The organism is Microcoleus sp. Pol14D4 (assembly GCF_036701245.1).
Classification (GTDB): Bacteria; Cyanobacteriota; Cyanobacteriia; order Cyanobacteriales; family Microcoleaceae; genus Microcoleus.
Genome location: NZ_JAUBQM010000006.1, coordinates 1 through 26,600 on the forward strand (window position 1 = coordinate 1; position 26,600 = coordinate 26,600).

A 26,600-nucleotide genomic window follows, 5' to 3' on the forward strand; every position below is an offset into this window, starting at 1 on the left:
GGCTGCAATGAATGATGAATACATGATGCTTCTTCTCAAGTCCTTTTGTCAAGACTGATTGAGATGCTCTTACCCTGGTGGCGGGAGAGGTTAATTTTTAGTATAGAGTTGTGAATTATGAACTCTTTAACTTAAAGCTTACAACTCAATACTCAAAACTATTTTCGGTGCTAGCGACGATCCTCGGGTCCAGATAACCAGCCAAAAAATGTAGCAGCATCACCCCTAGAGGTTTTGCTATATTTATGGGCGTCCCTTTGCACTACTTCTTTATTGACGATAGCATCCGAGGTTTTGTCCTTGGAATTCATATTCGGGTTGAGTAGTAATTCATTGTGCCACCAAGCGACAATTAAACCTGCTGCCACGCCACCGATGACACCCAAGCCGAGACTCAGGGGCAGCGTACATCCTACTAAGCGAAACCCAACGGTAAACAACACAAACCATATCAGCGCGGGGCTAAACCCCTTGGAGTCTCCAGTAAATTTTGGCATGAGCTGTAAGTTTTGTTTTTAATAATACAGAAAGATATTGACAATATTAGCAGACAATCAAATTGCCAAGGGCGATCGATCTGCAACTACTCCCCACAAATCACGTTTAATTGTACCTCTAACTCTTGCGCGGTATCTACAATCGTTACAGAAATTTGCTCTAATTCCGTAAAAGGTTCAAAAGCTGATTGCTGCGAACTCAATAGTTCGGCTGTCGCGTCGGCAATATCGCCCCTGCGCTGTTGCAGTCGTTCTCGCAATACTTCAATTGGTGCGGTGCAGTAAATGATTTGCAGGGGCAACCCGTGGGATTGAGCGTGATTAATTGCATCGGTTCTCGCTTTTTGGCGATCGAACTTTGCATCTAAAATCACATCCCAACCTCGGTCAGCCAGAATTATCCCCAACTTTAACAATCTACCATAAGTCTGTGCCGTCATTTCATCCGAGTACAAATCTTCCCCCCCGCGTTTGTTTAAAGAAATTCCGCCTAAATGTTTGCGAACAGCATCGGATCGAATGTGAATTGCCCCTGTGCGGCGAGCTAAATATCGAGCTGCTGTACTCTTGCCAGAACCCGACAAACCCGACATCAAAGTTAACTTTCCCCGGTGCGGTTTTGTGTATTGCCAAGCCAGTTTATAGTAATGAGCTGCTGTCTGTGAAATCTCTGCTTTTTGGGCTATTGCAATAGCAGCATCGTCCAACATTAACGAAGTTACTTTCGCTCTAACATAAGCTTGACGGCTCAAATACAGAGGCAACAGTTGCAGTCCTTCCCAATCCCCTGTTTGTTCGATGTAAGTATTGAGAAAAGCATTGCCTAAGTCTCTGCGCCCCCGGGATTCCAAATCCATTACTGTAAAAGCCACATCGTACATGACATCAACAAAGCGGAAAGGCTCGTTAAATTCAATGCAGTCGAACAGTAATATTTTATCTTGCCAGAATGCTATATTCCGCAAGTGCAAATCTCCGTGGCACTCGCGAATTTTATTATGGGCAATCCGCAGGTTAAATAACTCTTGATTTTCTGCAAAAAACGCATCAGTATAATTTTTTGTTTCCTCATATTGTGTCTGAGTCTGCGGGCCGCCGATATATTTTTGGGAAATCAGGTAATTGTTTTCTATTGCTGTACGAATCTGACTGACTTGGCCAAATGTGCGAATGTAGCTGTTACTAACTGCCGTGCTGTGAAACTTTGCAACTTCCCACCCTAAGTCTACCATTATTTGCTCTGTTAACAGTCCCCGCTCCAACAAACTAAGCAACAGCGACTCTTGAGGAAACTCCTGCATTTTTAATGCGTATTCTACAGCAACTTCAGCCGGAGTTATAGCAGGTAAGTTGCTGCCAAATTGAAACGAATCCCCAATTTTAATAAGGGGCAAAACTTCTATATAAATTTCCGGTGCAGTGCGTCGGTTCATCAGCAATTCTTGGGTGCAAAAATGCTGCCTTTTCTCCAAGGTTGAGTAGTCTAAAAAACCAAAATTGACGGGTTTCTTGATTTTGTAAGTATAATCTCCTGTCAGCAAAACAAAGGAAGCATGAGTCTGAATTAGCTGCACTGGTTCTGTCACCCCGTGCGGGTAAAAGCCGGGCTCCAACATTTGCTGAATCAGAGGTGGGAGACAAGTATCAGTCATATCGATTTTAGATTTTAGATTTTAGATTTTGGATTTTGAATTTTGGATGAAATCGATTTGGGCTTGGGGATTTAGATAAAGATAACTTAAAGAAAATAGATGTTGAGTTGAATTCGATTTATTATAAAGTTGATAATTAGTGTAAACCAAAAATTACTGATGACAGAAAACAATCAAGATTCCCGTTCCGTGGATGTGTTTGGCGTGGGAAATGCCCTGGTAGACATCCTAGCATTGGTAGAAGATGAATTTGTACTCGACCACGGGCTGAATCGCGGCGGGATGACGCTGATGAATTCGGAAACGCAGGGGGGGATTTTGCACGATTTAGAGCACAATTCGCTGCAAATGCGATCGGGGGGGTCGGCGGCAAATACGATGATTGGTTTGGCTCAGAGCGGCGGTAAAGCTTATTATTCGGGGAAGGTTGCTAAGGATACTAACGGGGAATTTTACCGGCAAGATTTGCTGGCGGCGGGGATTGATTTTAACGTGCATCCTGCTGCTGAGTCGAAGGAGCCCACTGGTACTTGTGTAGTGCTGACTACGCCGGATGCGGAACGCACGATGTGTACTAATTTGGGTGTTTCTACTACTCTGGCGGCGACTGATATTGATGTCGATCGACTGGCTCACTGCAAGTACAGTTATGTTGAGGGCTATCTTTGGGATGCTCCCGATCCGAGAAAGGCTAGCATTGAGACGATGGAACAGTCTAAGCGTCTGGGTGTGAAGGTGGCTTTTACTTTTTCGGATGGCTTTTTAGTCGATCGATTTGCTGATGATTTTCACAAGGTGGTTTCGGAATATTGCGATGTAATTTTTTGCAATGCTGATGAAGTTCGGAGCTTTTTTAAGGAGGAATCTCTGGAAGAGTGCGCTCGGAAAATGAGCGAGATTTCGGATTTGGCTTTTATCACTAATGGGGATAAAGGCTGCATGGTGGTGGAGAACAAACAGATTGTTGATGTGGCGGGATTTCCAGTAAAGGCGATCGATACTGTGGGTGCTGGGGATGCTTTTGCGGGGGGTGTTTTGTTTGGAATTACTAACGGTTTGAGTTCTACACAAGCGGCTCGCTGGGGCAATTATTTGGCTTCTATGGTGGTGCAGATTCACGGGCCGCGTCTGGAGGGTTCTCAGGCTCATCTTTTGAGTGAGGTGATTTCGGGTTAGGAATTGAAAGGGGCGATCGCACTTTTTGTGTTAAGGGCGATCGCTCTTTTTTGAACCACAGACGAGCGCTGGTTTTTGTCAATTTTGCAGAATGTATTGACTGATAATATTTTTGAGTTCTTGAGGAGCTTCTTTGGCAATCGCCGCTCCTAAATCTGGACGCACAACCCACCACCAAACCAGTTGTTCTAAACGATCGGGAGGATTTTCATTAGGACACAATTCGATCGTACTTTCATTGACACCAATAATGTTAGCACAAAGGTCATTAGCAATGCTAACACGAGCGTCTAGATTTTCAAACTGTACGATGTCTTGCCAGCTAATTTCATTGGGAATAGAATTGAGGATTGATTGGATATCTAGAGTCAGCATTAAACTGTTCCTCCGAAAGCTATAATAACTCTAATGCCAAAGTCTTGTTGTTCTGCAAAAGATTGAGTGCTGAGCCACCCTCTCACGGTTAGAGTATTCGTACCTGTTAATTCAGGTTGGACGGAGTTGTAGAAATTGGTAATTTCCTGATGAATTGACCCAGTACCGTGTTTTAGCCGGACGAGATTGCCTGTATTGTGTATTGCTTCTGCCCCGAATCTCTGTAAATTTGATGTTGTTTGCCCAACTATATGATGCCACGCTAACCCCGCTCCTGCCACCCCGATCGTTCTTTTAAATTCACCAAAAGTTTGAAAGCCTTGTCCGGGTGTTATGGGTGAGATGACTGTCCTTGATGCTAGTTCTCTAGCTAGTCGTCTCGCTATTTCTCGTCGAGTTTCGTCGGTCATTTATGCGAGTTAGCTTTCACTGCTGTGATTTAATTTTATCATGGATGAAGGGCGATCGCACTTTTGGTCGTAAGGCCGATCGCTCTTTTTAGCAACCGCAGATGAACGCCGATGGATGTGGATGGGGGAAAGGCGATCGTACTTTTTGTGTTAAGGGCGATCGTACTTTTTAGCAACCGCAGATGAAGGCGGATGGATGGGGAGGGATTAAGGGCGATCGCCGCCGCCCGTCGCCGACTTAGACCCCTGTAGAATGAGCCATAATAGACAAAGCCGCAACCCTTGTAGCCCGATCGATTAACCAGCAACCATCAGAGAATTTGATTTATGCTAATTCAGAAAATCGTTCAAGAATTACAAGACATCCCCGAAGACAAACTCGCAGAAATCTATGATTTGATTCACTATTTTCGCCTCGGATTAGGACGGGAACAGCCACAGCCCCGCACCCCTGGTTTACTGACGGGAGAACTCGGTGATGGTTTTTTTGAACCCCTACCAGAAGAGGAACTGGAAAAATGGGAATAAGCTACCTTATCGACACCCATATCCTGCTGTGGTGGCTCTTTGATGACCCCAAACTCAATGCCCAATGCCGCGAGATCGTTCGCAACCCCGATTTTAATATCATTGTTAGCACTGTTTCCGCTTGGGAAATAGCCACCAAATATCGCATCGGTAAACTTCCCGAAGCCAAACAGATTGTGGAGGAATATTCGCAAATCCTCCACCGAGCCAAATTTATCGAACTAGCTATAACTTCAGCTCATGCCCTCCGCGCTGGCCGCCTGCCCATTGCCCACCGCGACCCCTTTGACCGGATGATTATGGCACAAGCTGAACTCGAAAATTTGCCGGTTATTACCTACGACACAGCCTTTCACACGGGGCTAATTCAAGTTATCCCCACCGTCGAATCAAGAGCATGAGTATGGGAAGGGCGATCGCGCTTTTTGACGTAAGGGCGATCGCACTTTTTTGAACAGCAGATGAATGCGGATGGATGAGGAGGGAAGAAAGGGCGATCGCACTTTTTGTCGTAAGGGCGCTCGCTCTTTTTAGGAACCGCAGATGAATGGGAATGGACGCGGATGATGAATGCTTCAAATAAAGGTCAATTGATCTTTATTGAATGAGCCATCCAAAATCGCGAAGTATGTATCCTGTTTGAACAGTGTATATAAGTCTAAATCATTCTTTTTGCCCCATAACAGAGTCTTGTTATCGTCAATTTTTACGACTTCTAGATCGTCTTTAGTTAAGCCATTCAGCTTAATTTTAGTAACACCCCGCACATCACCAGTCGAAATAGAACCTAACTTACCTGTACGAAAGTTGGTAATCATATCAGCTCCATCACGACTTGTACTACCATCATCAAGTCCAAAGACTAAGGTATCATTGCCATCTCCACAATCAATGGTATCTGAACCTTTGCCACCAATTAAAATGTCGTCACCACCTTCTCCCAAAAGATAGTCATTTCCATCACCACCCTCCAGGCTATCAGCCCAGTTACCACCACCACCCCAGAGGGTATCGTCATCTTCTCCACCGATGAGAGTGTCTTGACCATCATTGCCTTCTAAACTATCGTTACCCTTACCTCCTTTAACTGTGTCGTCTCCTTTCGCACCAAAGATAGTGTCGTTATCATCGCCACCTTCAATCAGATCATTGTCTGCTTCACCATTGATGAAATCATTGCCTAGACCGCCAAAGATGGTATCATTGCCTGAACCGCTGAAGATACTATCATTTCCGGAGTCACCGTATAACTTATCATTGCCAGCATCGTTAACTTGGCTCAGACCCAAAAATATCTTTGTGTCGGATATAATACCATCTAACTTATCATCTCCTGTGCTGCCATAAGCTATGCCATCATTTTGAGGTTGGGCATCTTTAATAAACAAAAATTTTGGCTCTGTATTGGGATCATTTCCGTTAAATGGTTTATAGTCAAACTTGCCTTCATCTCCTTCCTCTCGTTCATCTTTGTAAACTGTAGCGACAAGGATTGCTTCGTTTCCCTCGTAACTATCTTTTTTCCACTCTTTGTGTTCGCCAGCACCTAGCTTAAAAAGTGAGCCAATTTCACTAGGATTTTTTAGCAGGTTTCTGTATAAATAGACAATGTTACCATGACTATCGGTCGGAATTAAATTATCTCTTCCTGCTCTAGGATTTTCAGTCGGTCTTTTAAAATCTATGTAAATAGACTCATTAGCACTTGTAGCATAATCCGATGAGCCAGTTCCATCACCTGAAAAGGTATCACCCCAAAATGCCCTGGAGAATTTAGAGACAGAACTAAACTTAATGGGGTTCTGAGCGCCCGCCACATCAGTAGAATTTATACTATTCTCTAAATCATATAGACCAGATGATAGACCAGATAACAGTACGTTACTACCTAAAAGAGCTGCTGGGTCTAGGGCCGTCAAACTGTTAACTCGATTTTCTGGGTCAATATTTGGATTTTGTCGATATTGGGGATTGAGTTCTTTGTCAGGTTCTTTGTTTGATAGAATAAATCCAATTTCAGATGCGACATAACTTCCCAAACTATGTCCAATCAGGTTCAAATTTTTACTATCTATTTTCCATTTATTTTTGAGTGTATCTGCGGCAAATTTGGCAACATCGTGAATCGATCCTGCTGATATATTAGGTAATAAATTATCAGCGGATACACTCCAATCAAGAACTATTACTTGTTTGTCTTGCTCGCTAATTGTTTTTGCCAAATCTGCCATTTTGCCTTTATTGAAACTATCTTTGTTTCCATGAATCACAACATAGGTTTCTATATTCTTTACGGGTATATTAGGAGTGAAATCAGGAGTTCCATCATTATTTGTATCTTGAAATAACCCCATGATTACGGGAGGTCTAAAAGTTATATCGAGAGAGGTTCTATTCCTAATAAACCCGATGGCTGGGGAAGTTCCACCTGTATCGTTATTGACTACGGTGGGAACTCGCTCTGTTCGCACATTAACCTTCGTATCACCCAGATTACCAAATCCAGGTATTTGCAGTTTCAGATTATCGTCACCACCTGTACTATCCGATTTTAAGGTGACTTTAAAATTCAGCTGATCACCAGGCTTGACATTTTCAAATTTCTTGGGTGAAATATCTTTCACATAGTTGAAGTCATCATCAGCAGGTACGAGAGTAATTTCCTGACTGACTTTATCTAACCCTTCTGTAATTGCATTCACCAAATTAGCACTATCCGAGTCTAATCTGACAACTTTACCGAAACCTAATTGATTAACTAGGTCGTTATAGACTGAAATATTTTCTGATGTAGGCGTAACAGCAAAAATAGGCACTATACCTGCATCAATCAACGCCTCGCGAACTTGCTGAATACTCGGATAATCTTCTCCAGTTCCCGGCGGATTCCCATCAAGAATCGTGTCGAGATTATTGGGTATCGTAATGCCCGCTTCTCTCCCATCTCCTGCCTGATGAAATCCTGCATCCGTTGCTACAACAACGGCACGGCGAGCACTGTCACGAAAACCAATTTCACCTTGACTACGAAGTGCCGTTTGCAGCAGAGCTTCCAGTTGCGCCTCTGGTTTTGTTGTTCCCGCACGGCGAGTTGTCAAGTTATTCACTGTTGATTGTAGTGCCGTTGTGTCCTGTGTTAGCGACAGATTGGTGCGGTAAACATAATCATCATCTGCAAAGTTTCCGAACGGAAGCTTTGGCTTGTCCACAAAACTGCCAAGACCAAAGCGAGTATCTGGCTGCTGGCTTAGCAGAGTATCAACTAAAGTGGGTACTAAATCCCGAAAGGTGGACAGATCGTCATTAAACGAGCTCGAAGCGTCTTGCAGTAGAAAAACATCAAGTGGAAGCTGGTCAGTTGTCGCACTCGCACTAACCGTTGAAGAACTTGGCATCTGAGCAGCCACAGTATCCACACTTTCAACACTCAATGCGCTGCGAGTGGTTGAACTAGAAGCATCCCCAGGCACTGTCACTGTAATATCTAAAGTAATTTCGCCACCTGGCGGTAAAAACACATCTATCGTATCCGCTGACAGAATAGTTCCCGGAGTGCTCGACAGTATCTCTCCTTTCTTAATTTGAATACCAGATGCTCCCCCAATTCGATCGCTAATACCCTGGACAAGGGTATCAAAAACCCCCGCTCCCGTTCCAGGATCGATCGCAATTCGCTTCCCATCTCCTGTGAAACCGAAAAGTTTTCCGCCCTCAAACAACAAGCCCCAAACATTATTGATACCAATGTCACCAATTTTCGTTGCTTGACCTGTGAGAGATACCGCAAACAAACTATCGCTTGTATCTCCTCTCGATGTGGCTAAAAATCGATTGTTCGCAGCGTCAAATACTAAATCCCCACTGCTGGTAAACCCAGGGCCTAAGTTAGCTGCGAAAGATGCTGCCCCGTTACTGGTATTAATTGTATATAAGTTGGAATTGCCAGCCGCATAGAGGACATCATTGGCAAATTCTAGAGCATTAATGTTGACAACACCTGCACCCAGATCGCCAACATATGAAGTTAAACCCGATACTGGATCGATTTTGAATAACTGAGTGGGCGTAATTCCGAAAATCGTCCCGTCTTTAGAAACAGCGATGTCGGAGAAACTGAAGGTACTAGCAATTTGAGTAAATTTGGCTGACGGATCGATCGTTCCAACTTGTCCCCTTAGTCCGTCGAAGGTCGAAATGAAAGACGAACTGGCCCCTAACTGGCTAGCACTGCGGGTATCCAAACCATAGGACAAGATTGGATCGCCCTTGATCTCTTCCTCCAGAGGCGCGATCGCACTCACATCCACTGCACTACCCAACAACATATCATCTGTCAGTAATTGCATAATCCCATCTCCTCACAAAAATAGTTGCGTCAAAACCAGCAAAGCCCGCCTTGCAAGCCTTCCTAGATATCTATCAGGGCGTTCATCTGCTTTTTATGCAGTTCGCCCAGTTTTTGTAATAAAACTTTACATTGCTCCCAAGAGCAGATAAGCTGTATCCCCGATCGCCCGCCAGATGCACCGTCAAACGTAGCTGACAGCCAAATACATCATTTCACAATACTCCAGAATCCTGAATCTGTATCGGCTTAACGGCTCACCATTTGGCTCAACATAAAAGGCTCATTTGGCTCATTTGGCTCATTTGGCTCACTTTTTGGCTCACCAAATCATGTAACATTATTTACTAAGGCAGAATTTCCGTAGAGGAGTCGCAATGGCAGGTTTGCTCAGAGCATCCGAAGAAGGGCTAAAAATCATTGACATGGTAAGACGCAATCTCGGATGGAATAAAGCAGATGAGCTCTGGTGTCAGGCTGCTCTCACTTCAAAAGCAACTTTAAAGCGATTTTGGACGCAGCAACCAATTAGACGAGAGACTTTTATACACATTTGCAAAGCTGTAGGTGTGAAAAACTGGCAAGACATTGTTGCGCGGGAAATTCAAGAACCAGAATTACTATCAGCCGCGATCGCAGATATCCCCCAAGACAGTGAAAACGATCGCACTTTCCCCCTCCCAGAAAACTTACCCCCCGTCAGAAATTGGGTACAGCGCACAAAAGAACTCGATATCTTAAAAACTACTATCGTTAACTCAGATATCACCGCCATCTCAATTGTGGGATTACCGGGGATCGGAAAAACCTGCCTCGTCAGCCAACTAATTCGCCAACTCCACACAGAAAATACCCCCTTCACCTGCGCCGCTTGGCAATCCTTGCAATCAGCAACAGGCAAAGCACCCCCCTTCGATCGCACAATTGACTCCCTGCTATTCACCCTCTCCAACGGCGACATTACCGCAGCCATCAATGCTCAAAATGACTATTTCAAAAAAACCGAAAATCTGCTCAAAATCCTCAGAGAAAAACCTTGCTTGCTCGTTTTCGATCGCGCCGACACACTTTTGAAAACAGGAGAAGCCAAAGCCGCTGGTTATTTCGCCGACGATTGTGCAGAATATGCTTGGTTATTCAAACAACTATTAGAAACAGAACATCAAAGCAAAATTATTTTCACCAGTCGCGAAAGCTTAGCCGAATTGCCGTCAACAGTCACCCGCGAAATCCAGCTAAACGGATTGGATCGAGATGCCGCAGTTGCCCTATTGCAATCTTTTAATCTGACTGCAAATCCAGAGGAATTAGCCGAAATGTGCGATCGCTATTCAGGACATCCCAAAGCCTTACAACTCGTCGCAGCCTTGATTCGAGATGATACCGAGTTTCAAGGAAATGTCGGGATTTTTCTGCACCAGAGAGACTGGTTGCTGATTCGAGACATTGAAAGAGCGATCGATGAAATGATAGCGCGTCTGGGCGACGGCGAGCAAACTTGTCTCAGCCGAATTTCGGTCTACCAAACCTCAGAATATCCGCTATCTTTGGCAGGAATTAGCGCTCAAATGCCTGAAGTTAGCAAGTATGAACTTAAAGAAAATATTATTCAAGGACTGAAGCGCCGACAATTGCTATATTACGATCGCCACCTCAAATCCTATCACTTGCATCCGCTAGTCCGAGAAAAGGGCGAGTACCTGCTAAGTCAAAATCCTGAAAATCTCCGTACCGCCCACAGCCAAGCCTATAGTTATTATATTAGCATTCCCCTCAAACCAAAATCGGAATGGCAAGATATCGAGGATATTCAGCCCTTAATCAGAGCGCACTACCATGCTTCTCAAGCAGGAGATTTAGATGCAGCAAATTCGATTATTTCTGAAGTATATGAGTATTTGCGGCAGTGGAATTGTGCAGAGTTAGTATGTGCAAATCTACCGTTGCCCTTGTTAACTGAAGTACAAAACATTAGCTTTTCAGAGGTGGGCAAGATGCCCAACCCCTACTCCCCACAAGAAAATTAAACTCTTGTGGAACGGGCATCTTGCCCGTTTTCTTATTATTAGTCAGGGCGGGCAAGATGCACAGCCCACAAGAAATTTGATGTGTTGAATTCAACCACTAGAATAAATCCCTCTTTCTTGCAGTTGCTGCATAAAAAACTCTTCCAAACTAGGCTTAGCCAAATTCATGGCAATTAGCTGCCCTCCGGTACCGCTCAGACTAGAAAGAAACTCCTTCGGGTCTCCCTGCAAATGACCGTACCACAAATCATTATCAACTTCCATATCCGGTATCCACTTTTTCAGGATATTCAAGTGGCCTCCCCTACCTTCAACCCGGTAAGTGTCAGTATTACCCAAGAGTTCGTCGATCGCACCAATGCAGATCAACTCACCCTTCGCCAAAATAGCCACTCGATCGCAAATTTTCTCCACATCCGACAATATATGCGAATTAAAAAAAATTGTTTTTCCTTGATTTTTCAGCGATAAAATTATCTCCCGCATCTGATAGCGCCCCATCGGATCTAAACCCGACATCGGCTCATCTAAAAATACCACATCTGGATTGTTAATCAAAGCTTGAGCCATGCCGATCCGTTGGAGCATTCCCTTAGAATACTGGCGCAACTGTTTTTTAATTGCCGCCGATTGAGATAGCCCAACTAAGTCTAGCAAATTCGGAATTCGCTGCCGCTGAATCGAGGGGGGAATTTGAAATAACCCCGCCGCAAATTGCAAGAATTCCCAACCCGTGAGATAATCGTAAAAATATGGATTTTCTGGCAAATAGCCGACTCGCTGCTTCACAGTGCGATCGCCCAAAGGCCTCCCCAAAAGCAGCGCCCGGCCAGAAGTGGGGCGCACTATACCCAGCAAAGTTTTCAGCAGCGTAGTTTTCCCCGCTCCATTTTGCCCTAACAACCCGAAAGTTTCCCCCTCAGAGACAGTCAGAGTGCAACTTTTGAGCGATTCAATCTTTTGGTTCATCCAGAAGCCGGTACGGTAGAACTTCCCCAGATTAAATGTTTCCACCACAGGGGTAGCTCCGGGCATCTCGGTGGGATTTGGCGCATCTACAAGAGGTTCCATTTTCGTAAGCTAAATAAGTAGCACCTGATTATATTTTATGGCATAAGTTCAGTAATAATTGTTTTTTTAATGTTAAACTAATCTTAGCTTCACTTAATTTTTTCTCAATATGGATCGTTCAAAAATTATTGCTATTATCACTGGGGTGATTTCTCTAATTTTAGCAGTTGCCTACCTGCTGCTCGTGACCATCCTCGACTTCCGAGGCGAAATGGTGCCCGCACCTCAAAGTCAGTTGCCAGTCTCCATGCCACTTCAGCAATTAGGCACTGCTAACCCGACTTTGCGAGCACCCAGGATTTATTCTCACGAGTGAGAATAATCATACAATTAAAATTCCGAAATTTCCCTAGCACATGATGTAGACAAAATTACCGATCAACTAACGATAGGTTGAGATAATCGGCTAATAATTCTCACCTATATTTTGGCTAAATAAAGTCAATTTAGCATGATGGAGGACTTTAGATATGAAACCGATAATTCTAATCGCTATCTTAACTCCTTTGTGGTTGACTCCGCCCGCGAAAGCGGAAAATATTACTTGTACCAGACAACAGATTGCAACAAATTACTGCAAAGATCATATTAGCCAAGCTCAGAATATTACTCTCGGACAAGCTTCGGATTTAATTAGCAAGTGGTTGGAGGCAAAGCAGAAAATATTTGCTCCTCCATTCGATCGCCAATTGCTGGCTAAAATGACTACAGGTATTTTGTATGCCGATACAGTCAAAGGGATAGACTATCTGACAAACACCAATTCTCAGTACAGATACGGTGTCCAAAAAGTTGAATCCGTCGAACGCTTTGCAGCATCTGGGAACAAAGCCACTATTGAAGTCAGAGTCACCGAAGATGCCACAGTTTACCGAAATGGCAAAGTCGATAGTAGCAGTTTCAATACTAAGCTAGTTCGCTATACCTTAGAGTATTGGGATGGCATCTGGAAAATTGCCGACTCTCAAATTATAAGTCATTAGTCATCGGTTAGTTGTTATTTGTTATTTTTTACTAAGGAAAATTAGTAATTGCTAATGGTTAGTGTAACTAATAACCAATAACCAATAAACAAATAACAACTAACAACTAACTAATAGACATGAATTGCTTTCATCATGTGATATGCAACTAGCAACTGCGTCAAAGCTAGCGGGTAACTTTGCAAAACTTCGCCAGTTGTACCGATAAGTTTGCCAATTTCCGGGTTGCCTTGGGCGGAGCAAAACCCCCGCAGGTGGGGCAACTCGCTGCACAAAATCATTTCCAGTTCGTTTACTTGATCGCTGGTAGCGTGGGAGTCTACTTCCAAAACGTCAACAGGTTTGCCCATATCCCGATCGAGTCCCAAGCGAATTGCAGGTTGAAAACTATCGCTGCCTCGACCTAAAATTTCAGTAAAATCAGGGTGAGGAATTGTCGGTCTGAGCACTAAACGGACGCTCAAATTGGATTCATTGTCCGCTTCTGGCGGGTAAAAACTAACTACAACGTCGGCCGATTTGCGCTGAGGACGAATGAAGTCTTCCGAGTCCGGTTCCCGTTTTTTTATTTCTGCCAGCACCTGTTCTTCGGTATAACCGCGCTTCATGATATCGCGCTTAACTTTCCACTGAGTTCGCAACTCTTCGGGAGGAGCAAGATACACTTTTACGTCGTAAGAATCGCGGATTGTTCGGGTTGCGTAACCCAGCAAACCTTCAACTATGACAAATTTGCTGGGCTTGATGTATTCCGGCGGGTCGAATGTACCTGTCGTGTGGTTGTAGATGGGTTTGAGAATTGCTTGTCCGGTACGCAGCAGGCTGAGGTGCTGTTGCATGATGTCGAGGTAATTGCAGTCGGGATGCAATGCTGTAATTCCGATTTCGGCCCGCTGCTTTCTGTCGTAGCGATGATAGTCGTCAGTGCAAATCACAGTGACATTTTCTGGCCCCAATACTTGGGCAATTCCCCGCGTCAGGGTGGTTTTGCCCGCTGCGCTGTCTCCGACAATACCGAGAATAATTGGTCGATCGCTCATTGTTTTTACCCGGACGCACAATAGCAAATTTTGTTATCAAGCTTAAATCTTATCAAAATTATGTTCCATCCGATCGCTCGGTTTGATTTGATCTCCCCGGAGTCTATCCGAGGTGTAAAATTATTGTAAAATTTCTTAATAAAATTCAACAAAGCATACTCAGGGAACATCTCATTGAACGATCGCAATTACCCAATTCTCAATTCCCTGTTTGCCCAATTCCCAATGCCTCATTACCAGTCATCCTTTCGTTTGTTGTTGTAAGTTTCCCAATCATCGTATTGCTGCTGTTGATACAATGCTTCTGGTTCTATTTCTGATTCTAATTCGGCTGACATTTCTAACTCTGGTTCCGATTCCTGCTGATAAATGTTTAGAGGTTCGACAACCCGGGCGATCGCATCTTTGACAAATGCTTTGACAAACTCGTCTTTACGATTTAACTGAAACTGCCTTTGCACGACTTCGGCGATGCCGCCGTCGCCCCAATCTTGGTCGTGGCGGAAATATTCAATAAAACTTTTACCAGCAATTCGGGTTAAATAAGCGGCACTGACTGCTTGAATTGCTTTGCCCAGTACAAACCCCGCTACGCTTAACTGCAGCGCCCTTGACACTACTTGAATTACGCCTTCAACTATTCCCAAACTTGCTAGGGTTTTGGCTAGAGACAATGCCAATTCTTTGGCGCGATCGATATTTAATTCGCAGCCGTAAATCTTGGCAATTTCTACTACCATTTGAGCGTTAACTGCTGCTGTCGCTAACAAATCCACGACGGGCAAAGGGGTTACGGCAATTACTCCTGCTCCGATCCACTGAAATCGCTCTACTGCCTTATCAGCTTGCCGCCTTCTTTGAGCGTCAATTAACTTGCGCGCTTGGTCTCCCAAGTGCTGAGATTGCAGCAAAATATTGTCCGCAATTAAGTCTTCGCCTTCAGCTCGCAAAATCGCAGCGACGCGCCGAATTAATGGCATAATATCCGGGTCTGGCTGAAAAATTGTGCCGTCTTCTAGTACAACTTTTTGCGGATTGGCGCTAATGGCTACTACATCCATTGCTGCTACAAAACCTTTGACTCGCTGCCGCAGCCGATCGAGAATTTCATCTCTGTCGGTGTCGGGATAAAGGTCAACTTTATTAAAAACCACGATCGACCTTTTGCCAATTTCCGCCAAAGTCCGCAGCGGTTCGTACTCGGATTTTCGCAAATCGCCGTCCAAAACAAATAAGATTAAATCTGCCCTCGCCGCCAACTGCCTCGCCAATTCTTCTCTGTAAGTCCCCGCAACTCCCGCTTCCAAGATACCTGGGGTATCGGTAATTGCTAATTCTCGATCGATTCCTTTCAATTTCAGAGTGTAAGTTTCGCCAACTTCCGTAGTTCCCATCGGCGCGCCCACCTGTCCCGCCATCCGCCCCACCAGCGCATTAACAGCGGAAGTTTTGCCCGCAGAACCTGTGCCGAAAACAACTACTCGAACGCTGCCGCGAGCCATGCTAGCTTCAATTTCGCGAGCTCTCAACAGCAAAGCTTGCCGCGCTACTTCATCTTGAATGCGATCGACTTGTTGCCGAATTGCTTTGAGATTTTCCGAAGCTGCTTCACTTTTGACAACAGGAACCTTCGGAGTAATCGGCCGTTTTCCCTTAACTTTCCGAGGGCGTTGCAGCAGCCTAAAATAGTAAACCAGCGCAAAAATTAGGGTTCCCAAAAGTACAATTATCAGGAAAATCAGCAAATTAGCCAGCAGCGGAGAAGCAGACCACGCAACTTGACTGTAAAGCCCTGTTAAGGAACTCACCAGCCCAATAATCAGCCCCAGGGCGAGGCAGAAAGCAGCAATTAAGGTTAACAGGCGCGGCAAAGGCATGAGGGGAGTGGCAAATAAAAGGGTTATGCTTTGATTTTTACATTACGCCGATAGTCATCAGTCATTGCAAATCTAAAATCTCAAATCTAAAATGCCGAAGTGCCCGTTAGCGTTAGCGAAGCGATCCGAAGGAAAGCCCTCGAAGAGGATCGTGCTGCGCGAACCCGCAAATCCCGATTATGTCGCACTGCAGGCGCGATTTACGGCGTTGTAGCACCAGCAGGACGGACAAGTGCGATCGCCCTCTTGCTGCAATTGTAGCTTGCACGATAACTCACCTAGAGTCGATCGCCCGCTGGAACCGCAGGCTGGTTTATTTGCATCTACCTACTTATTTATTCGGTGATTTATTCGATCGCGAGTCTAGCAATACTTTTTTATTAACAAACAAATATAACATTAAGTACAGATCAACCCGGTTTTGTAACACCAGTGCCTCCTGGAAGCTCTGAAAGTAGAAAGGAGAAACCGGGTTTCTGAGGCAAGCTAAGAGCATCCTAATTTACAAAAATTATCACATTAAATATCACTGTGGTACTCTCAAATCAGCCACGAGTTAAGTTAGACTGAATTGTTAGTGCGTGAATAATTCACAGGTTAGCATCTATGCAGCTCAAACATCTGAATCAGCCTTCACAAGAACTCTCTACCTCTTGCGAGCATAACATCAAAGAGACCCCGGCACTTAAGCCCAATTATTTCGCTAATATAGCCCATTCCTTGGGCAACCTCAGTATTCGTGACAAAATCAGCAGTGGTTACGCACTGGCTCTTTGTGTTGCGATTGGGGGAACGACTATCGGGATGTTGGTGGGCACTCATTACTATCGCAGAACTAACAATCAAGTACACATCGATCGAGAAACTCAGCTTTTAAATAAGTTACAGGTGGCGTTACTGCGAATGCAAAACAGCCAAGACGGGCTGAGTTACTGGATCGAAAAGCCGCAAATTTTTGACAGCAAATACGAACAGCTACAAAACAATCTTTACAATTTGAAGGGGTTGCTATCTGAAGTCAAAAATTATAAATATCTGGAAGACATAGAAGGTCTAGAAAATTTTAGAAAGACTTGCGATTCGCTATTATCTAATTATCTGTATCGACTAGAAATAGTTAACAAAAAAATTATTCAACTGCCAAATAACCCCGCTCAACAAAGTATTAAACGTAAGTTGCTGTTGAATTTCGATCGAGATAAAATTGGGTTGCAACTAGATAGGGCGGTCAATGATATAGCAAAAATTATCGATCGCGCCCAAGAGCAAGAAGATGCAGGGCAGGAGGCTATGCTGCGAGCCCAGGCGCTGCGGGTGCAAATAATTTTGGGTAGCATGGCACTGTCGATCGTCGTTGCAGCAGTGCTGGCGGGCTTCACCAGTCGGGCGATCGCCAAACCTCTCGCCGCTGTTACTAAAATTGCTCAGCGAGTAACTGAAGAATCTAATTTTCAGTTGCAAGTACCAGTTACCAGCACCGATGAAGTGGGAGTATTAGCAGCTTCGCTGAATCAACTGATTCAGAAAGTAAATCAGTTGCTAGAAGAATTGAAATCTGAACAACAAAGCCAGATACTTCAAAATGAAAAAATGGCAACTTTGGGGCGGATGTTAGCGGGTGTTGCTCACGAAGTTAACAACCCAATCAATTTTATCTATGCCAATATCGACCCGGCGAGACATTATGTTGAAGATATTTTAGATTTTCTCAAAACTTATGAAACAGAAATTCCCACCCCCCCTGCCGCAGTGCTGGCAAAAGGCGAAGAAATAGACATCGATTTTCTCAAAGAAGACTTGATCAAAATATTTAACTCGATGCAAGTAGGCGCTGAAAGAGCCAAAGCTATTATCTTAAGTTTGAAAGATTTTTCTCGTCTTGACGATGCAGCCCCTCATCCCGTCGATTTGCACGCCTGCATAGACAGCAGTTTGCTGATTCTCAACAGCCGCATTAAACAGGGCATTGAAGTGGTGCGAAATTACGGGAATATTCCGACTGTTGAAGGCTATATGGGTTTGCTTTACCAGGTATTTGTTAACCTTCTCAACAACGCACTAGATGCTGTGGAAGAGAAAGCAAAAAGTGAGAAATCCAGCTCAGCCGAGGCGAAAAAACAATTGGCTTCGGAGTCACTCCAGGAAGCACCGAGTTTTACGCCGAGAATTGTGATTGCTACAGAATACTTGGACGAAGATTCAGTGGTAGTGCGGATTTCAGATAACGGTATGGGGATAGCGCCAGAGAGTCAAGAAAAAATGTTTGAAACATTTTTTACTACTAAACCGAGAGGTGTAGGTACTGGTTTGGGATTGGCCATTGGTCGCGAAATTATCGTTAAGAAACATGGGGGAACAATAAACTTTTGGTCGGAGGTAGGAACGGGGACGGAATTTTCGATCGCCCTGCCGATTAAGCATGAGGATTCAATGCCAAATCCGCAGGTCAAACTTCCAATTCCTAGCGAATATAATTCCCTCTGCAACGGTAACGCACCAACCAAGTCAGAGGAGAGAGGAACTGTAAAAAATTAAAAATTATCATTTTTTATAGCAGTTTAAAAAAAGCACCCAACTGCAAGGGTACGCTCCAAACTCTGATGTCATAATTCATTCCCAATCTCAAATCTAAAATGGTCTGAGATTGCTTACTGACTGGCTGTTGCTACCCGACTCGCTGAGTGATAATACCCAACTCAAAACTATTTTTAGTAATCTTTAAAAACAGGATTTGCTATAATTTAAAGTTGAGCAATCACTGTACGGAGCGAAATTATGGGACTATTTGACCAAATTTTGAGCGCGATCGACAATCCCAACCAACAAGCAAGTCCCAATCAGTTGGGCAACATTCTCGGTGCGGTAGAGCAGTTGAGCGGCAACCAGGGCGTCGATGCGGGTACGACTCAGCTAGCAATGTCGGTTTTGGGCGGATACGTGCGATCGGCATTACAAGACGTGCGATCGCAGTCAGGAGACGCACAAGCTCAACAACTTGTCAACCAATTTAGCGGCACAAATCCCAATCCCCAAGCGGTACAGAGTTTGTTCGGAGTCGGCCAACTGACGCAGATAGTGAACGATATCGCCCACAGAACCGGTTTGAATAACGCCACAGTGCAGGCGATGATACCTGTTTTGGTGCCGCTCATACTGAATTTGCTACAAACCGGCGGCAACGCCCAAAATCCAGCCCAGGGCGGAAATCCCGTTTTGAATACGTTTTTAGATACAGATGGAGACGGCGACGTAGATATTACTGACGCCATGTCGATGGCAGGCCGCTTTTTGAATCAGCGCAGTTAACTTGGGAATTTTGTAACCGCAGATATCAGCGGATGGACACAGATGAACGCAGATAGGATTTTATCTGCGTTCATCTGCGTTTATCTGGCTTCATCTGCGGTTAAAAAAATTCCTACTTTAACCCAAACCCAAATCAGTCACAGCACCGACACTGCTAGAAGAAACCAACTTAGCGTATTTAGCCAAAACGCCCTTAGTATAGCGAGGTTTAGGAGGCTGCCAAAGAGCGCGCCGCTGCTCCAATTCTGCATCAGAAACATTGAGCTGCAACAAGCGATTTTGAGCATCAATCGTAATCGAATCACCCTCTTTTACCAGAGCAATTGTCCCGCCAACTTGTGCTTCGGGTGCAACGTGACCGACCACCATGCCGTAAGTTCCGCCAGAGAAGCGCCCGTCAGTAATTAATCCTACAGAATCGCCCAAACCGGCGCCAATAATTGCCGAAGTTGGTGCTAACATTTCGCGCATTCCCGGCCCGCCTTTGGGCCCTTCGTAGCGGATGATAATCACATCTCCGGCTTGAATTTTGCCCGCTAAAACTGCATCCAAACAATCTTCTTCAGATTCAAATACCCGCGCCGGGCCGGTAATTAGCGGTTTCTTAACGCCACTAATTTTAGCAACGGCTCCTTCGGTTGCCAGATTTCCTCTCAAAATTGCTAAATGTCCTTGGGCGTAAAGCGGGTTGTTCCAAGAACGGATGACATCTTGGTCGGTGCGGGGTTCGGCTGGAATATCTGCCAACACTTCAGCAACAGTTTGACCGCTAATTGTCAGCGCGTCTGGGTGCAGTAAACCCTTTTCTAGCAGCATTTTCATTACTTGGGGAATGCCGCCGGCTTTGTGCAAATCGGTTGCTACATATTTGCCGCTGGGTTTGAGGTCGCACAGCACCGGCACTTTCGCTCGAATAGTTTCAAAATCGTCGAGGGTCAGTTCAACGCCGATCGCATTGGAAATGGCCAATAAATGCAGCACAGCATTGGTTGAACCGCCGATCGCCATAATTACCGCGATCGCATTTTCAAAGGCCTTGCGAGTCAAAATTTGGCTCGGTAACAACTGTTTGCGGATCGCTTCCACCACAACTTTTGCAGATTCGGCAGCGCTGTCAGCTTTTTCGGCATCCTCAGCAGCCATTGTCGAAGAATAAGGCAAACTCATGCCCATTGCTTCAAAAGCACTCGACATCGTATTTGCTGTGAACATTCCGCCACAGGAACCCGCACCCGGACAAGCTTTCTCTTCCACTGCTTTGAGTTCTGTTTCGTCAATTTTGCCCGCGCTGAATTGACCGACTGCTTCAAAAGCGCTGACAACGGTTAAATCCTGTCCGTTGTGGTGTCCTGGTTTGATCGTGCCGCCGTAAACAAAAATAGCAGGAATGTTCATGCGGGCGATCGCAATCATCGCCCCCGGCATATTTTTATCGCAACCGCCGACAGCCAGCAACCCGTCCATACTTTGGCCGTTGCAAACAGTTTCGATGGAATCCGCAATTACATCTCTCGAAACCAGAGAATATTTCATCCCTTGAGTTCCCATCGAGATTCCGTCGCTGATAGTAATCGTACCGAACATCTGTGGCATGGCGCCGGCTTCTTTTGCACCCGCAATCGCCCGCAAAGCGAGGTCGTTCAATCCCATATTGCAGGGCGTAATCGTGCTGTACCCGTTGGCAATCCCCACAATCGGCTTAGTGAAATCGCCGTCACCAAAACCGACTGCCCGCAGCATTGCTCGGTTGGGCGCGCGCTGCACGCCCCCAGTCACAGCTTGGCTTCTCAAATTTTCAGGCATTTTAAAATTTCCTTTGTCTGTTGTCTGTTGTTCAGTTTTCTGTTTTTCTTTGCTGCTGGCTGTTTTACTGCCCAGTGCCGAGAGTTTTACCCTATGTTTGATTTTCTCAGAAGCGTTGATATTTTTGACATCCCCCAGCCTAAAGGCATGGGGATTCTTTCTTCGCAGGGATTCCGACGAATTTACCCTCAGAAAGCATCTTGACCGTATGCCCTACGGCTGCAAGTCCTCTAATTAGAACTACTTGGGCTGCTGCAACGTCTCTGTCGGTTGTATAGCCGCAATTCGAGCATGAATGAGTACGTTCTGACAGCTTTTTTTTACCCGTTTCAGTTAGGCAGTTAGGGCAAGTCTGACTTGTCTTGTGGGCGCTTACCTTTTGAAAGTACACGCCATATTTCAAACAAGTTTGCTCTAGGATGGTGAAGAACTGGCCCCAGCTTGCGTCTAAGCAATGTTTCCCTAGCATCGCCTTGCACAGCCCAATCAGATTCAGATCCTCAACGAAAATCATCCCCACGTCTTTGCAGATTTGATGAGATAATTTGCGATGCCAATCTTTCCGACAGTTAGCAACGTACTCATGCAGTTTGGCAACTTTCTTCTGAGCTTCACGCCAATTGTTCGAGCCGAGTTTTTTCCGACTGACACTTTGTTGCAGCAATTTAAGCTTGCGTTCTGCATCGACGAAAAATCTTTGGCGCTTGACTAAAAGACCGTTAGAAGTTGCTATGAAATTAGTTAATCCAACATCGATCCCAATACCTTTACCGTGAGGCATGACCGACGGCACTGACAGATCCCATTGCAGCGTTAACATCACGTACCAACCGCTAACCCTACGAACTACCCTTGCTTGCTTAATCGTTGCGCCATCAGGGATAGGACGTGATTGGTGAAACTTAACCAAACCAATCTTAGGAAGCTTCACCGCTTGATTTTGGACGGGGTTAACCCCCAATTGTGGGAATACAAACGATCGCATTGTTCCTGGTTTCTTAAAGCGAGGGAAACCGTGCTTTTGTTCCCACATACTTACAAAAGCTTTTTCAAGTCTTTTCAGTGTCTGTTGTAGAACGTGTACCTGAACATCAGCCAAAGCGGGTATGTTTGCCCTAGCCGCAGTTAAACTTTTGCACTGGCTGGCATAAGTGGGTCGTTTTGTTTCGGCTCCGATGATGAACTCAGATCGGATAGAGCAAGCGTTAATCTGACAACTACGAGACTTAAACCAGTCTTTACGTTCAGCTAATGCGTAGTTATAAACGCGACAGCATTGTTCTAGCCAATCCTCAAAGATTGCTGTCTGTCCCGTTGTTGGTTTAAGTTTGAATTCGTAGGTTAAATTAAACAGTTGCTCTATCCTCCTACCTGATTCTACCACAACCATGAGCGAACGTCTGGACGCTTTTTCAATAAAATAATTAAAGCCGTCGAGCGAAGGACGGGGCTTGCACCCAAATTTCCGGTCATGCCCTTTAAGAGGCAGTGGCACAGCAGTGCCACTGCCCGGAAAGCAATGCAAAGATTCTACAGATAGTACAGCGTGCAGAGTGAATACCGTAGTTATCTGGGATGATGTGGTAACACCCATCACTCTAACGTTTAAAAAAAATTGCGAGGCGAATGACATGGAGGCCGATCGAATTCTGAGGCAATATGCGGCCGGAGAAAGAAATTTTCGAGAGATTAACCTCGTCGGGGCCGACTTAAAAGGGGTAAACCTCAGCGAGGCTAACTTTACCAGAGCGAATTTCCAAGACGCAAACCTCAAAGGCGCTAACCTGACGGGAGCGAACTTGCGTGAGGTGAAATTGGCAGGGGTGGATATGACGGAAGCCAACCTCAGCGAAGCAAATCTCATCGGTACCGATTTGAGCCGCGCCAATCTCAGCGGGGCTAACCTGATGGGAGCCAACCTGCGCGGCTCAATGGCAAGAGAAGTCAACATGACCAAGGCTAATTTGACCGAAGCTAACTTGACCGAAGCCAACTTTACCGAAGCGAATTTGTTTGCGGCCAACTTAACCGACGCTAGCATGATTCGCATTAATTTGATGAAGGCAAATTTGAGTTGGTCAACTCTCAAAGCGGTAAACCTGACAAATGCCATCCTCAGCGAGTCGCTTTTAGAAAGAGCTAACCTGAATCAGGCAATTCTCAGCGGGGCGATGGTGAGCGGGGCCAACTTGGCTGGTGCAGACTTGCGCCAAGTAACGATGGTGGGAGCTAATCTGAGCGAAGCTAATCTGAGCAATGCTAATTTGAGAGTTGCTAATGTGAGTTGGTCAACCCTGGCAAGAGCTAATTTGAGCGGAGCTAATTTGTACCGGGCCAAGCTGTGCTGGTCTAATTTTAGCGGGGCTGTTTTGGTGGAAGCGGTTTTGATTGACGCTAATCTCAATCGAACTAACTTCCGCGATGCAGATTTGAGGCGGGCAATTATGCCCGACGGCACGACTAATGATTCTTAAAATTTGATTGTTGACTGTTAACTGTTGACTGTTAACTGTTAACTGTTGACTGTTGATTGTTGACTGTGGACTGTTAACTGTTGACTAATGACTAATGACTATCACTGAATTATTGATGTTGGGTGCGGCGGGAATTTTTGCCGGAATTCTAGCTGGATTTTTGGGTATTGGCGGCGGTACGGTGCTCGTGCCTTTGTTGGTAGCTCTCAAGTACGCCCCGGTGGAAGCGGTTGCTACTAGCGGTTTGTCGATCGTCATTACAGCTATTTCTGGCAGCATCCAGAATTGGCGCATGGGCTACCTCAGCTTGAGCCAAGTCGCAGGCATTGGATTTCCTGCCGTCATCACCGCACAAATCGGTGCTTATTTGGCGGGGATATTTCCGCCTTACTTGCTGTTACTTACTTTTGGGCTGTTGCTGTGGCTGAATATTTATTTGATTGAAGTTCGCAAGCACCTGACAGCTAAGAAGAAAGCGGAACTAGAACAAGGGCAACTGGGAGGACAAGCGGGACAAGGAGAAAATGCTCAATTACCAATTACCAATCACGAATTACCCAATAATTCAAATATTTTATTCCATCCAACTTTTGCTAAAATTGCTACCGGCAGTGCGGCGGGTTTATTAGCGGGTTTGTTCGGCGTAGGCGGCGGCGTGATTATGGTTCCCCTGCAAATTTTGCTGTTAGGAGAAAGCATTAAAACCGCAATTCAAACCAGCTTGGGCGTCATCGTCATCACGGCAATTTCGGCGACGGCGGGACACGCGGCGCGCGGGAATGTGTTGTGGGTTGTGGGGTTAATTCTTGGCGGCGGCGGTTTGTTGGGCGCGCAGGTGAGCACGCGGTTTTTGCCGAGATTGCCCGATCGTATTGTTAGTTTAGCTTTTCGATCGCTCTTGGCAATCTTATCGATTTATGTTTTCTGGCAAGCTTGGCAAAAATTTAGTAATGGGTAATTGGTAATGTGCGCGCGCAGCACCCTACGAAAGAATCCGGGAAGGTACGCGCGCAGCACCCTACGAAAAACTAATAACTAAGGCTAATTTGCTGATAGTTTCTTCACGGCGCGAGTCAGACGCTGCAAATAAGGCTTGACAATTTCTTGATTTTGTCTCTGCAATTCGGAAACTTGCTGCTGCAACTGCTGAATCTCGGTTTGCAGCATCCCTGTGTCTATTGTGGGTCGATCGAGCAAGTCCTGCAATTGCTTGAGAGAACCTTGGATTGTATCGAAGTCTACTTCGTTCGATCGCTCCTGTAACTGAGCCGTAATAGTTTTAACTTCAGTTAACTTTTCGCCCATCAATAAAAATCGGACGTTGACATTTTCCCAATCATGCTCTCTGAGGGCGCTAGTTTCCAAAATGCGGAGTTTTTGCTGCAAATCGGACAGAGTGGTGTAGATTTCCTGAGAGTCAGCCGGCAGCGCCTGGGCTTGGCGTTCGAGGGAGGCTACGGCAGCTTGTACCTCGGCGATGGCGCCGGATTCCAAGCCCTGGAGTTTCTGCCGCAAGTCGGAGACGGCGGTGTAGAGTTCCGCAGGTTCTCCAGGTAGTATCTGAACTTGCTGCGAGCGACGTTCTACTGCAGCCTGTACGTCCGCAATCGCAGAATTTGCCTTTTGTTGCATTTGTTGCTCGAAACGCTGGCGATTGGCGAGATTCAGCGAAAGTGCTGCGGTTAAGGGGGCGGCAGCGTAGACAATTTGGCCCGACAATCCTGCAGCAATCGTGCCAATCGCTGAACCAGCAACAGAGGCGTATTCTACCAATTCTAGCCAGTCCGGCTGGTTCGGGGCACTTCTGGAAGCTGGGAATGATGCTTTTTCAATCTTCTGCATAGCCTTTTAGTCGTAGTCGGATAGATGGCGATACGGACATGATAAAAGCGATCGGCAAATAAATCAGGGCTATTTGTCAAAATTTCCTGATTGTGGTATTTTTATTGACCTCGTGCCGAATACCTTCTGCCTTCAAAACGGTCAGTGTCAGGTAAAATTCAAAATAAGTCGATCGCTCAAAACACTTAACCGATAACCATTCACCGCCGTCTGTCAGGAGTATAGAGAAAATGGGTCTTAAGATTATTGAAAGTTACGATAGCAGTTTTGTCCTCGAACCCGATGCTAAAACTGCACTGTTCGGTTTGTTAACCGGTGAAAGCTTTGTCAAACAAGTAGCGCTACAATTGCAATGCTCGCGCATTGAGTTTGCCGAGTTACTTTTTCAGCCAGTCCCTTACAGCAGCGAGACGCCGAAGGGAATGCCTGCGGAATTTGAAAAGTATCACGAATCGAGCGATTTTGCGATCGTCAACGTCCCGCCTAATTTCATGTTCCAAGCCAAAATATTTAAACCCAGCCGCCTCTGTGCAATTTATCGAGTTTTCAAGAGTTAAGTAAAGGCTGGTTAATCTGTGGTTTAATCTAAAATCTAAAATCTAAAATCTAAAATCGGATGACAGAAGACATTCAATCTCTCGCCAGCTTAGAATTCATTCCATACATAGACTCTGAGGGAAAATTACCCGATTTTGTCCACGGAAAAATCGGCGTTTACGCGATTTTTGACAGCGAGAAGGTCCTGCAATTTGTCGGCTATTCTCGCGACATTTACCTCAGCCTCAAACAGCATTTAGTACGCCAAACCCAATATTGCTACTGGCTGAAAGTCCAAACTATTGACAAGCCCAGCCGCACTATTCTAGAAAGCATTAGAGAAAGTTGGATTGCCGAAAACGGTTCCCAACCCCAGGGTAACGGTGCCGATGCTGCCAAGTGGAACGATCCCATCGACACCAAAACAGTGATGACCGCCCAAGAAACAGCAAATTATGAAGGTATCTTCGCAGATGAAATTGCCAAAGATCAATTGTTGAAAAATGTCGCGCGGCGTGTGGAAAATGAAATTTTATCGCTATTGAAAGATCGCGGCGTAACTGAAGAAATCCGGTTTAATCCCAAGCTAAAAACTAGCGGATTGCTGGATTTAAAGTAAATACCGCTCACCCGGCAGTCCGCCAGGGAATGAATTCC

The 26,600-nt window shown here is 45.3% G+C and carries 25 protein-coding genes; 13 read left to right on the top strand and 12 right to left on the bottom strand.

Annotation, left to right across the window (positions count from 1 at the left end):
• Positions 1-170: 170 nt before the first annotated feature.
• Entirely contained in the window at positions 171-497 is a 327-nt protein-coding gene (locus QUA33_RS04515) for a hypothetical protein (protein WP_333077221.1), read from the bottom strand.
• 86 nt (positions 498-583) lie between these two features.
• Positions 584-2,149 (bottom strand): AAA family ATPase, encoded by a 1,566-nt coding sequence (locus QUA33_RS04520; RefSeq protein ID WP_333146826.1) that lies wholly within the window; start codon positions 2,147-2,149, stop codon positions 584-586.
• Between the two features lie 159 nt (positions 2,150-2,308).
• Between QUA33_RS04520 and QUA33_RS04525 the strand changes: the two genes are divergently transcribed.
• Positions 2,309-3,325, top strand: coding sequence for an adenosine kinase (locus QUA33_RS04525; RefSeq protein WP_333146828.1), 1,017 nt, complete (start codon positions 2,309-2,311; stop codon positions 3,323-3,325).
• Positions 3,326-3,403: 78 nt separating this feature from the next.
• Here QUA33_RS04525 and QUA33_RS04530 read toward each other — a convergent pair whose 3' ends face one another.
• Genes QUA33_RS04530 through QUA33_RS04540 form a run of 3 tightly spaced genes read right to left on the bottom strand, consistent with a single transcriptional unit; the run spans position 3,404 to position 4,418 of the window.
• A complete protein-coding gene (locus QUA33_RS04530; RefSeq protein WP_333138225.1) occupies positions 3,404-3,700 on the bottom strand; it encodes a hypothetical protein in 297 nt (98 codons plus the stop codon).
• On the bottom strand, positions 3,700-4,110 hold the full coding sequence (locus QUA33_RS04535; RefSeq protein WP_333146830.1) for a hypothetical protein: 411 nt from the start codon (positions 4,108-4,110) through the stop codon (positions 3,700-3,702). Before QUA33_RS04535 ends, QUA33_RS04530 begins: the two co-directional genes overlap by 1 nt.
• Positions 4,111-4,148: 38 nt before the next feature.
• Positions 4,149-4,418, bottom strand: a complete 270-nt coding sequence (locus QUA33_RS04540; protein ID WP_333146832.1) for a hypothetical protein — start codon at positions 4,416-4,418, stop codon at positions 4,149-4,151.
• A gap of 19 nt (positions 4,419-4,437) precedes the next feature.
• Between QUA33_RS04540 and QUA33_RS04545 the strand changes: the two genes are divergently transcribed.
• The gene (locus QUA33_RS04545) at positions 4,438-4,638 is read left to right on the top strand and encodes a hypothetical protein (RefSeq protein WP_333146834.1); all 201 of its coding nucleotides are present in this window, start codon (positions 4,438-4,440) and stop codon (positions 4,636-4,638) included.
• Positions 4,629-5,039 (top strand): type II toxin-antitoxin system VapC family toxin, encoded by a 411-nt coding sequence (locus tag QUA33_RS04550; protein WP_333138237.1) that lies wholly within the window; start codon positions 4,629-4,631, stop codon positions 5,037-5,039. Before QUA33_RS04545 ends, QUA33_RS04550 begins: the two co-directional genes overlap by 10 nt.
• Before the next feature lie 174 nt (positions 5,040-5,213).
• Here the strand turns inward: QUA33_RS04550 and QUA33_RS04555 are convergent, their stop codons facing one another.
• On the bottom strand, positions 5,214-8,984 hold the full coding sequence (locus tag QUA33_RS04555; RefSeq protein ID WP_333146836.1) for a VWA domain-containing protein: 3,771 nt from the start codon (positions 8,982-8,984) through the stop codon (positions 5,214-5,216).
• A gap of 376 nt (positions 8,985-9,360) precedes the next feature.
• Here QUA33_RS04555 and QUA33_RS04560 point away from each other — a divergent pair, with 376 nt between their 5' ends.
• Positions 9,361-11,010: an NB-ARC domain-containing protein gene (locus QUA33_RS04560; RefSeq protein ID WP_333146837.1), complete on the top strand. Its 1,650-nt coding sequence runs from the start codon at positions 9,361-9,363 to the stop codon at positions 11,008-11,010.
• A 90-nt stretch (positions 11,011-11,100) separates the two neighbouring features.
• Here the strand turns inward: QUA33_RS04560 and QUA33_RS04565 are convergent, their stop codons facing one another.
• Positions 11,101-12,081 carry an ABC transporter ATP-binding protein gene (locus QUA33_RS04565; RefSeq protein ID WP_333146839.1) on the bottom strand — a complete coding sequence of 327 codons (981 nt, stop codon included), beginning with the start codon at positions 12,079-12,081 and terminating at the stop codon, positions 11,101-11,103.
• A 109-nt stretch (positions 12,082-12,190) separates the two neighbouring features.
• Here QUA33_RS04565 and QUA33_RS04570 point away from each other — a divergent pair, with 109 nt between their 5' ends.
• Positions 12,191-12,397, top strand: a complete 207-nt coding sequence (locus tag QUA33_RS04570) for a hypothetical protein (protein ID WP_333146841.1) — start codon at positions 12,191-12,193, stop codon at positions 12,395-12,397.
• A 154-nt stretch (positions 12,398-12,551) separates the two neighbouring features.
• Positions 12,552-13,064 (top strand): ARC6/PARC6 family protein, encoded by a 513-nt coding sequence (locus QUA33_RS04575; protein ID WP_333146843.1) that lies wholly within the window; start codon positions 12,552-12,554, stop codon positions 13,062-13,064.
• A gap of 110 nt (positions 13,065-13,174) precedes the next feature.
• Here QUA33_RS04575 and QUA33_RS04580 read toward each other — a convergent pair whose 3' ends face one another.
• Both QUA33_RS04580 and QUA33_RS04585 read right to left on the bottom strand, forming a co-directional pair.
• On the bottom strand, positions 13,175-14,104 hold the full coding sequence (locus QUA33_RS04580) for a phosphoribulokinase (RefSeq protein WP_333146845.1): 930 nt from the start codon (positions 14,102-14,104) through the stop codon (positions 13,175-13,177).
• A gap of 233 nt (positions 14,105-14,337) precedes the next feature.
• Complete coding sequence (locus QUA33_RS04585; RefSeq protein WP_333146846.1) at positions 14,338-15,981, bottom strand: GTP-binding protein; 1,644 nt, start codon at positions 15,979-15,981, stop codon at positions 14,338-14,340.
• 99 nt (positions 15,982-16,080) lie between these two features.
• Between QUA33_RS04585 and QUA33_RS04590 the strand changes: the two genes are divergently transcribed.
• The 3 genes from QUA33_RS04590 (at position 16,081) to QUA33_RS04600 (ending at position 19,287) form a co-directional block, all read left to right on the top strand.
• A complete protein-coding gene (locus QUA33_RS04590; RefSeq protein WP_333146848.1) occupies positions 16,081-16,242 on the top strand; it encodes a hypothetical protein in 162 nt (53 codons plus the stop codon).
• A gap of 345 nt (positions 16,243-16,587) precedes the next feature.
• Complete coding sequence (locus QUA33_RS04595) at positions 16,588-18,516, top strand: ATP-binding protein (protein WP_333146850.1); 1,929 nt, start codon at positions 16,588-16,590, stop codon at positions 18,514-18,516.
• A 240-nt stretch (positions 18,517-18,756) separates the two neighbouring features.
• Positions 18,757-19,287, top strand: coding sequence for a hypothetical protein (locus QUA33_RS04600; protein ID WP_333146852.1), 531 nt, complete (start codon positions 18,757-18,759; stop codon positions 19,285-19,287).
• A 117-nt stretch (positions 19,288-19,404) separates the two neighbouring features.
• Here the strand turns inward: QUA33_RS04600 and ilvD are convergent, their stop codons facing one another.
• Together ilvD and QUA33_RS04610 are read right to left on the bottom strand one after the other, a co-directional pair.
• Positions 19,405-21,090: a dihydroxy-acid dehydratase gene (gene ilvD / locus QUA33_RS04605; protein WP_333146854.1), complete on the bottom strand. Its 1,686-nt coding sequence runs from the start codon at positions 21,088-21,090 to the stop codon at positions 19,405-19,407.
• A gap of 139 nt (positions 21,091-21,229) precedes the next feature.
• On the bottom strand, positions 21,230-22,480 hold the full coding sequence (locus QUA33_RS04610; RefSeq protein WP_333146856.1) for a transposase: 1,251 nt from the start codon (positions 22,478-22,480) through the stop codon (positions 21,230-21,232).
• A gap of 241 nt (positions 22,481-22,721) precedes the next feature.
• Here QUA33_RS04610 and QUA33_RS04615 point away from each other — a divergent pair, with 241 nt between their 5' ends.
• Positions 22,722-23,564: a pentapeptide repeat-containing protein gene (locus QUA33_RS04615; RefSeq protein WP_333077249.1), complete on the top strand. Its 843-nt coding sequence runs from the start codon at positions 22,722-22,724 to the stop codon at positions 23,562-23,564.
• A gap of 94 nt (positions 23,565-23,658) precedes the next feature.
• Complete coding sequence (locus QUA33_RS04620) at positions 23,659-24,522, top strand: sulfite exporter TauE/SafE family protein (protein WP_333146858.1); 864 nt, start codon at positions 23,659-23,661, stop codon at positions 24,520-24,522.
• Positions 24,523-24,605: 83 nt separating this feature from the next.
• On the opposite strand, the gene QUA33_RS04625 is transcribed toward QUA33_RS04620, so the two are convergent.
• Positions 24,606-25,406 (bottom strand): hypothetical protein, encoded by an 801-nt coding sequence (locus tag QUA33_RS04625; protein WP_333146859.1) that lies wholly within the window; start codon positions 25,404-25,406, stop codon positions 24,606-24,608.
• A gap of 230 nt (positions 25,407-25,636) precedes the next feature.
• On the opposite strand from QUA33_RS04625, the gene QUA33_RS04630 reads away from it, so the two are divergent.
• A complete protein-coding gene (locus QUA33_RS04630) occupies positions 25,637-25,963 on the top strand; it encodes a hypothetical protein (protein WP_333077206.1) in 327 nt (108 codons plus the stop codon).
• Positions 25,964-26,022: 59 nt separating this feature from the next.
• On the top strand, positions 26,023-26,562 hold the full coding sequence (locus QUA33_RS04635) for a GIY-YIG nuclease family protein (protein WP_333146861.1): 540 nt from the start codon (positions 26,023-26,025) through the stop codon (positions 26,560-26,562).
• Positions 26,563-26,600 lie beyond the last annotated feature (38 nt).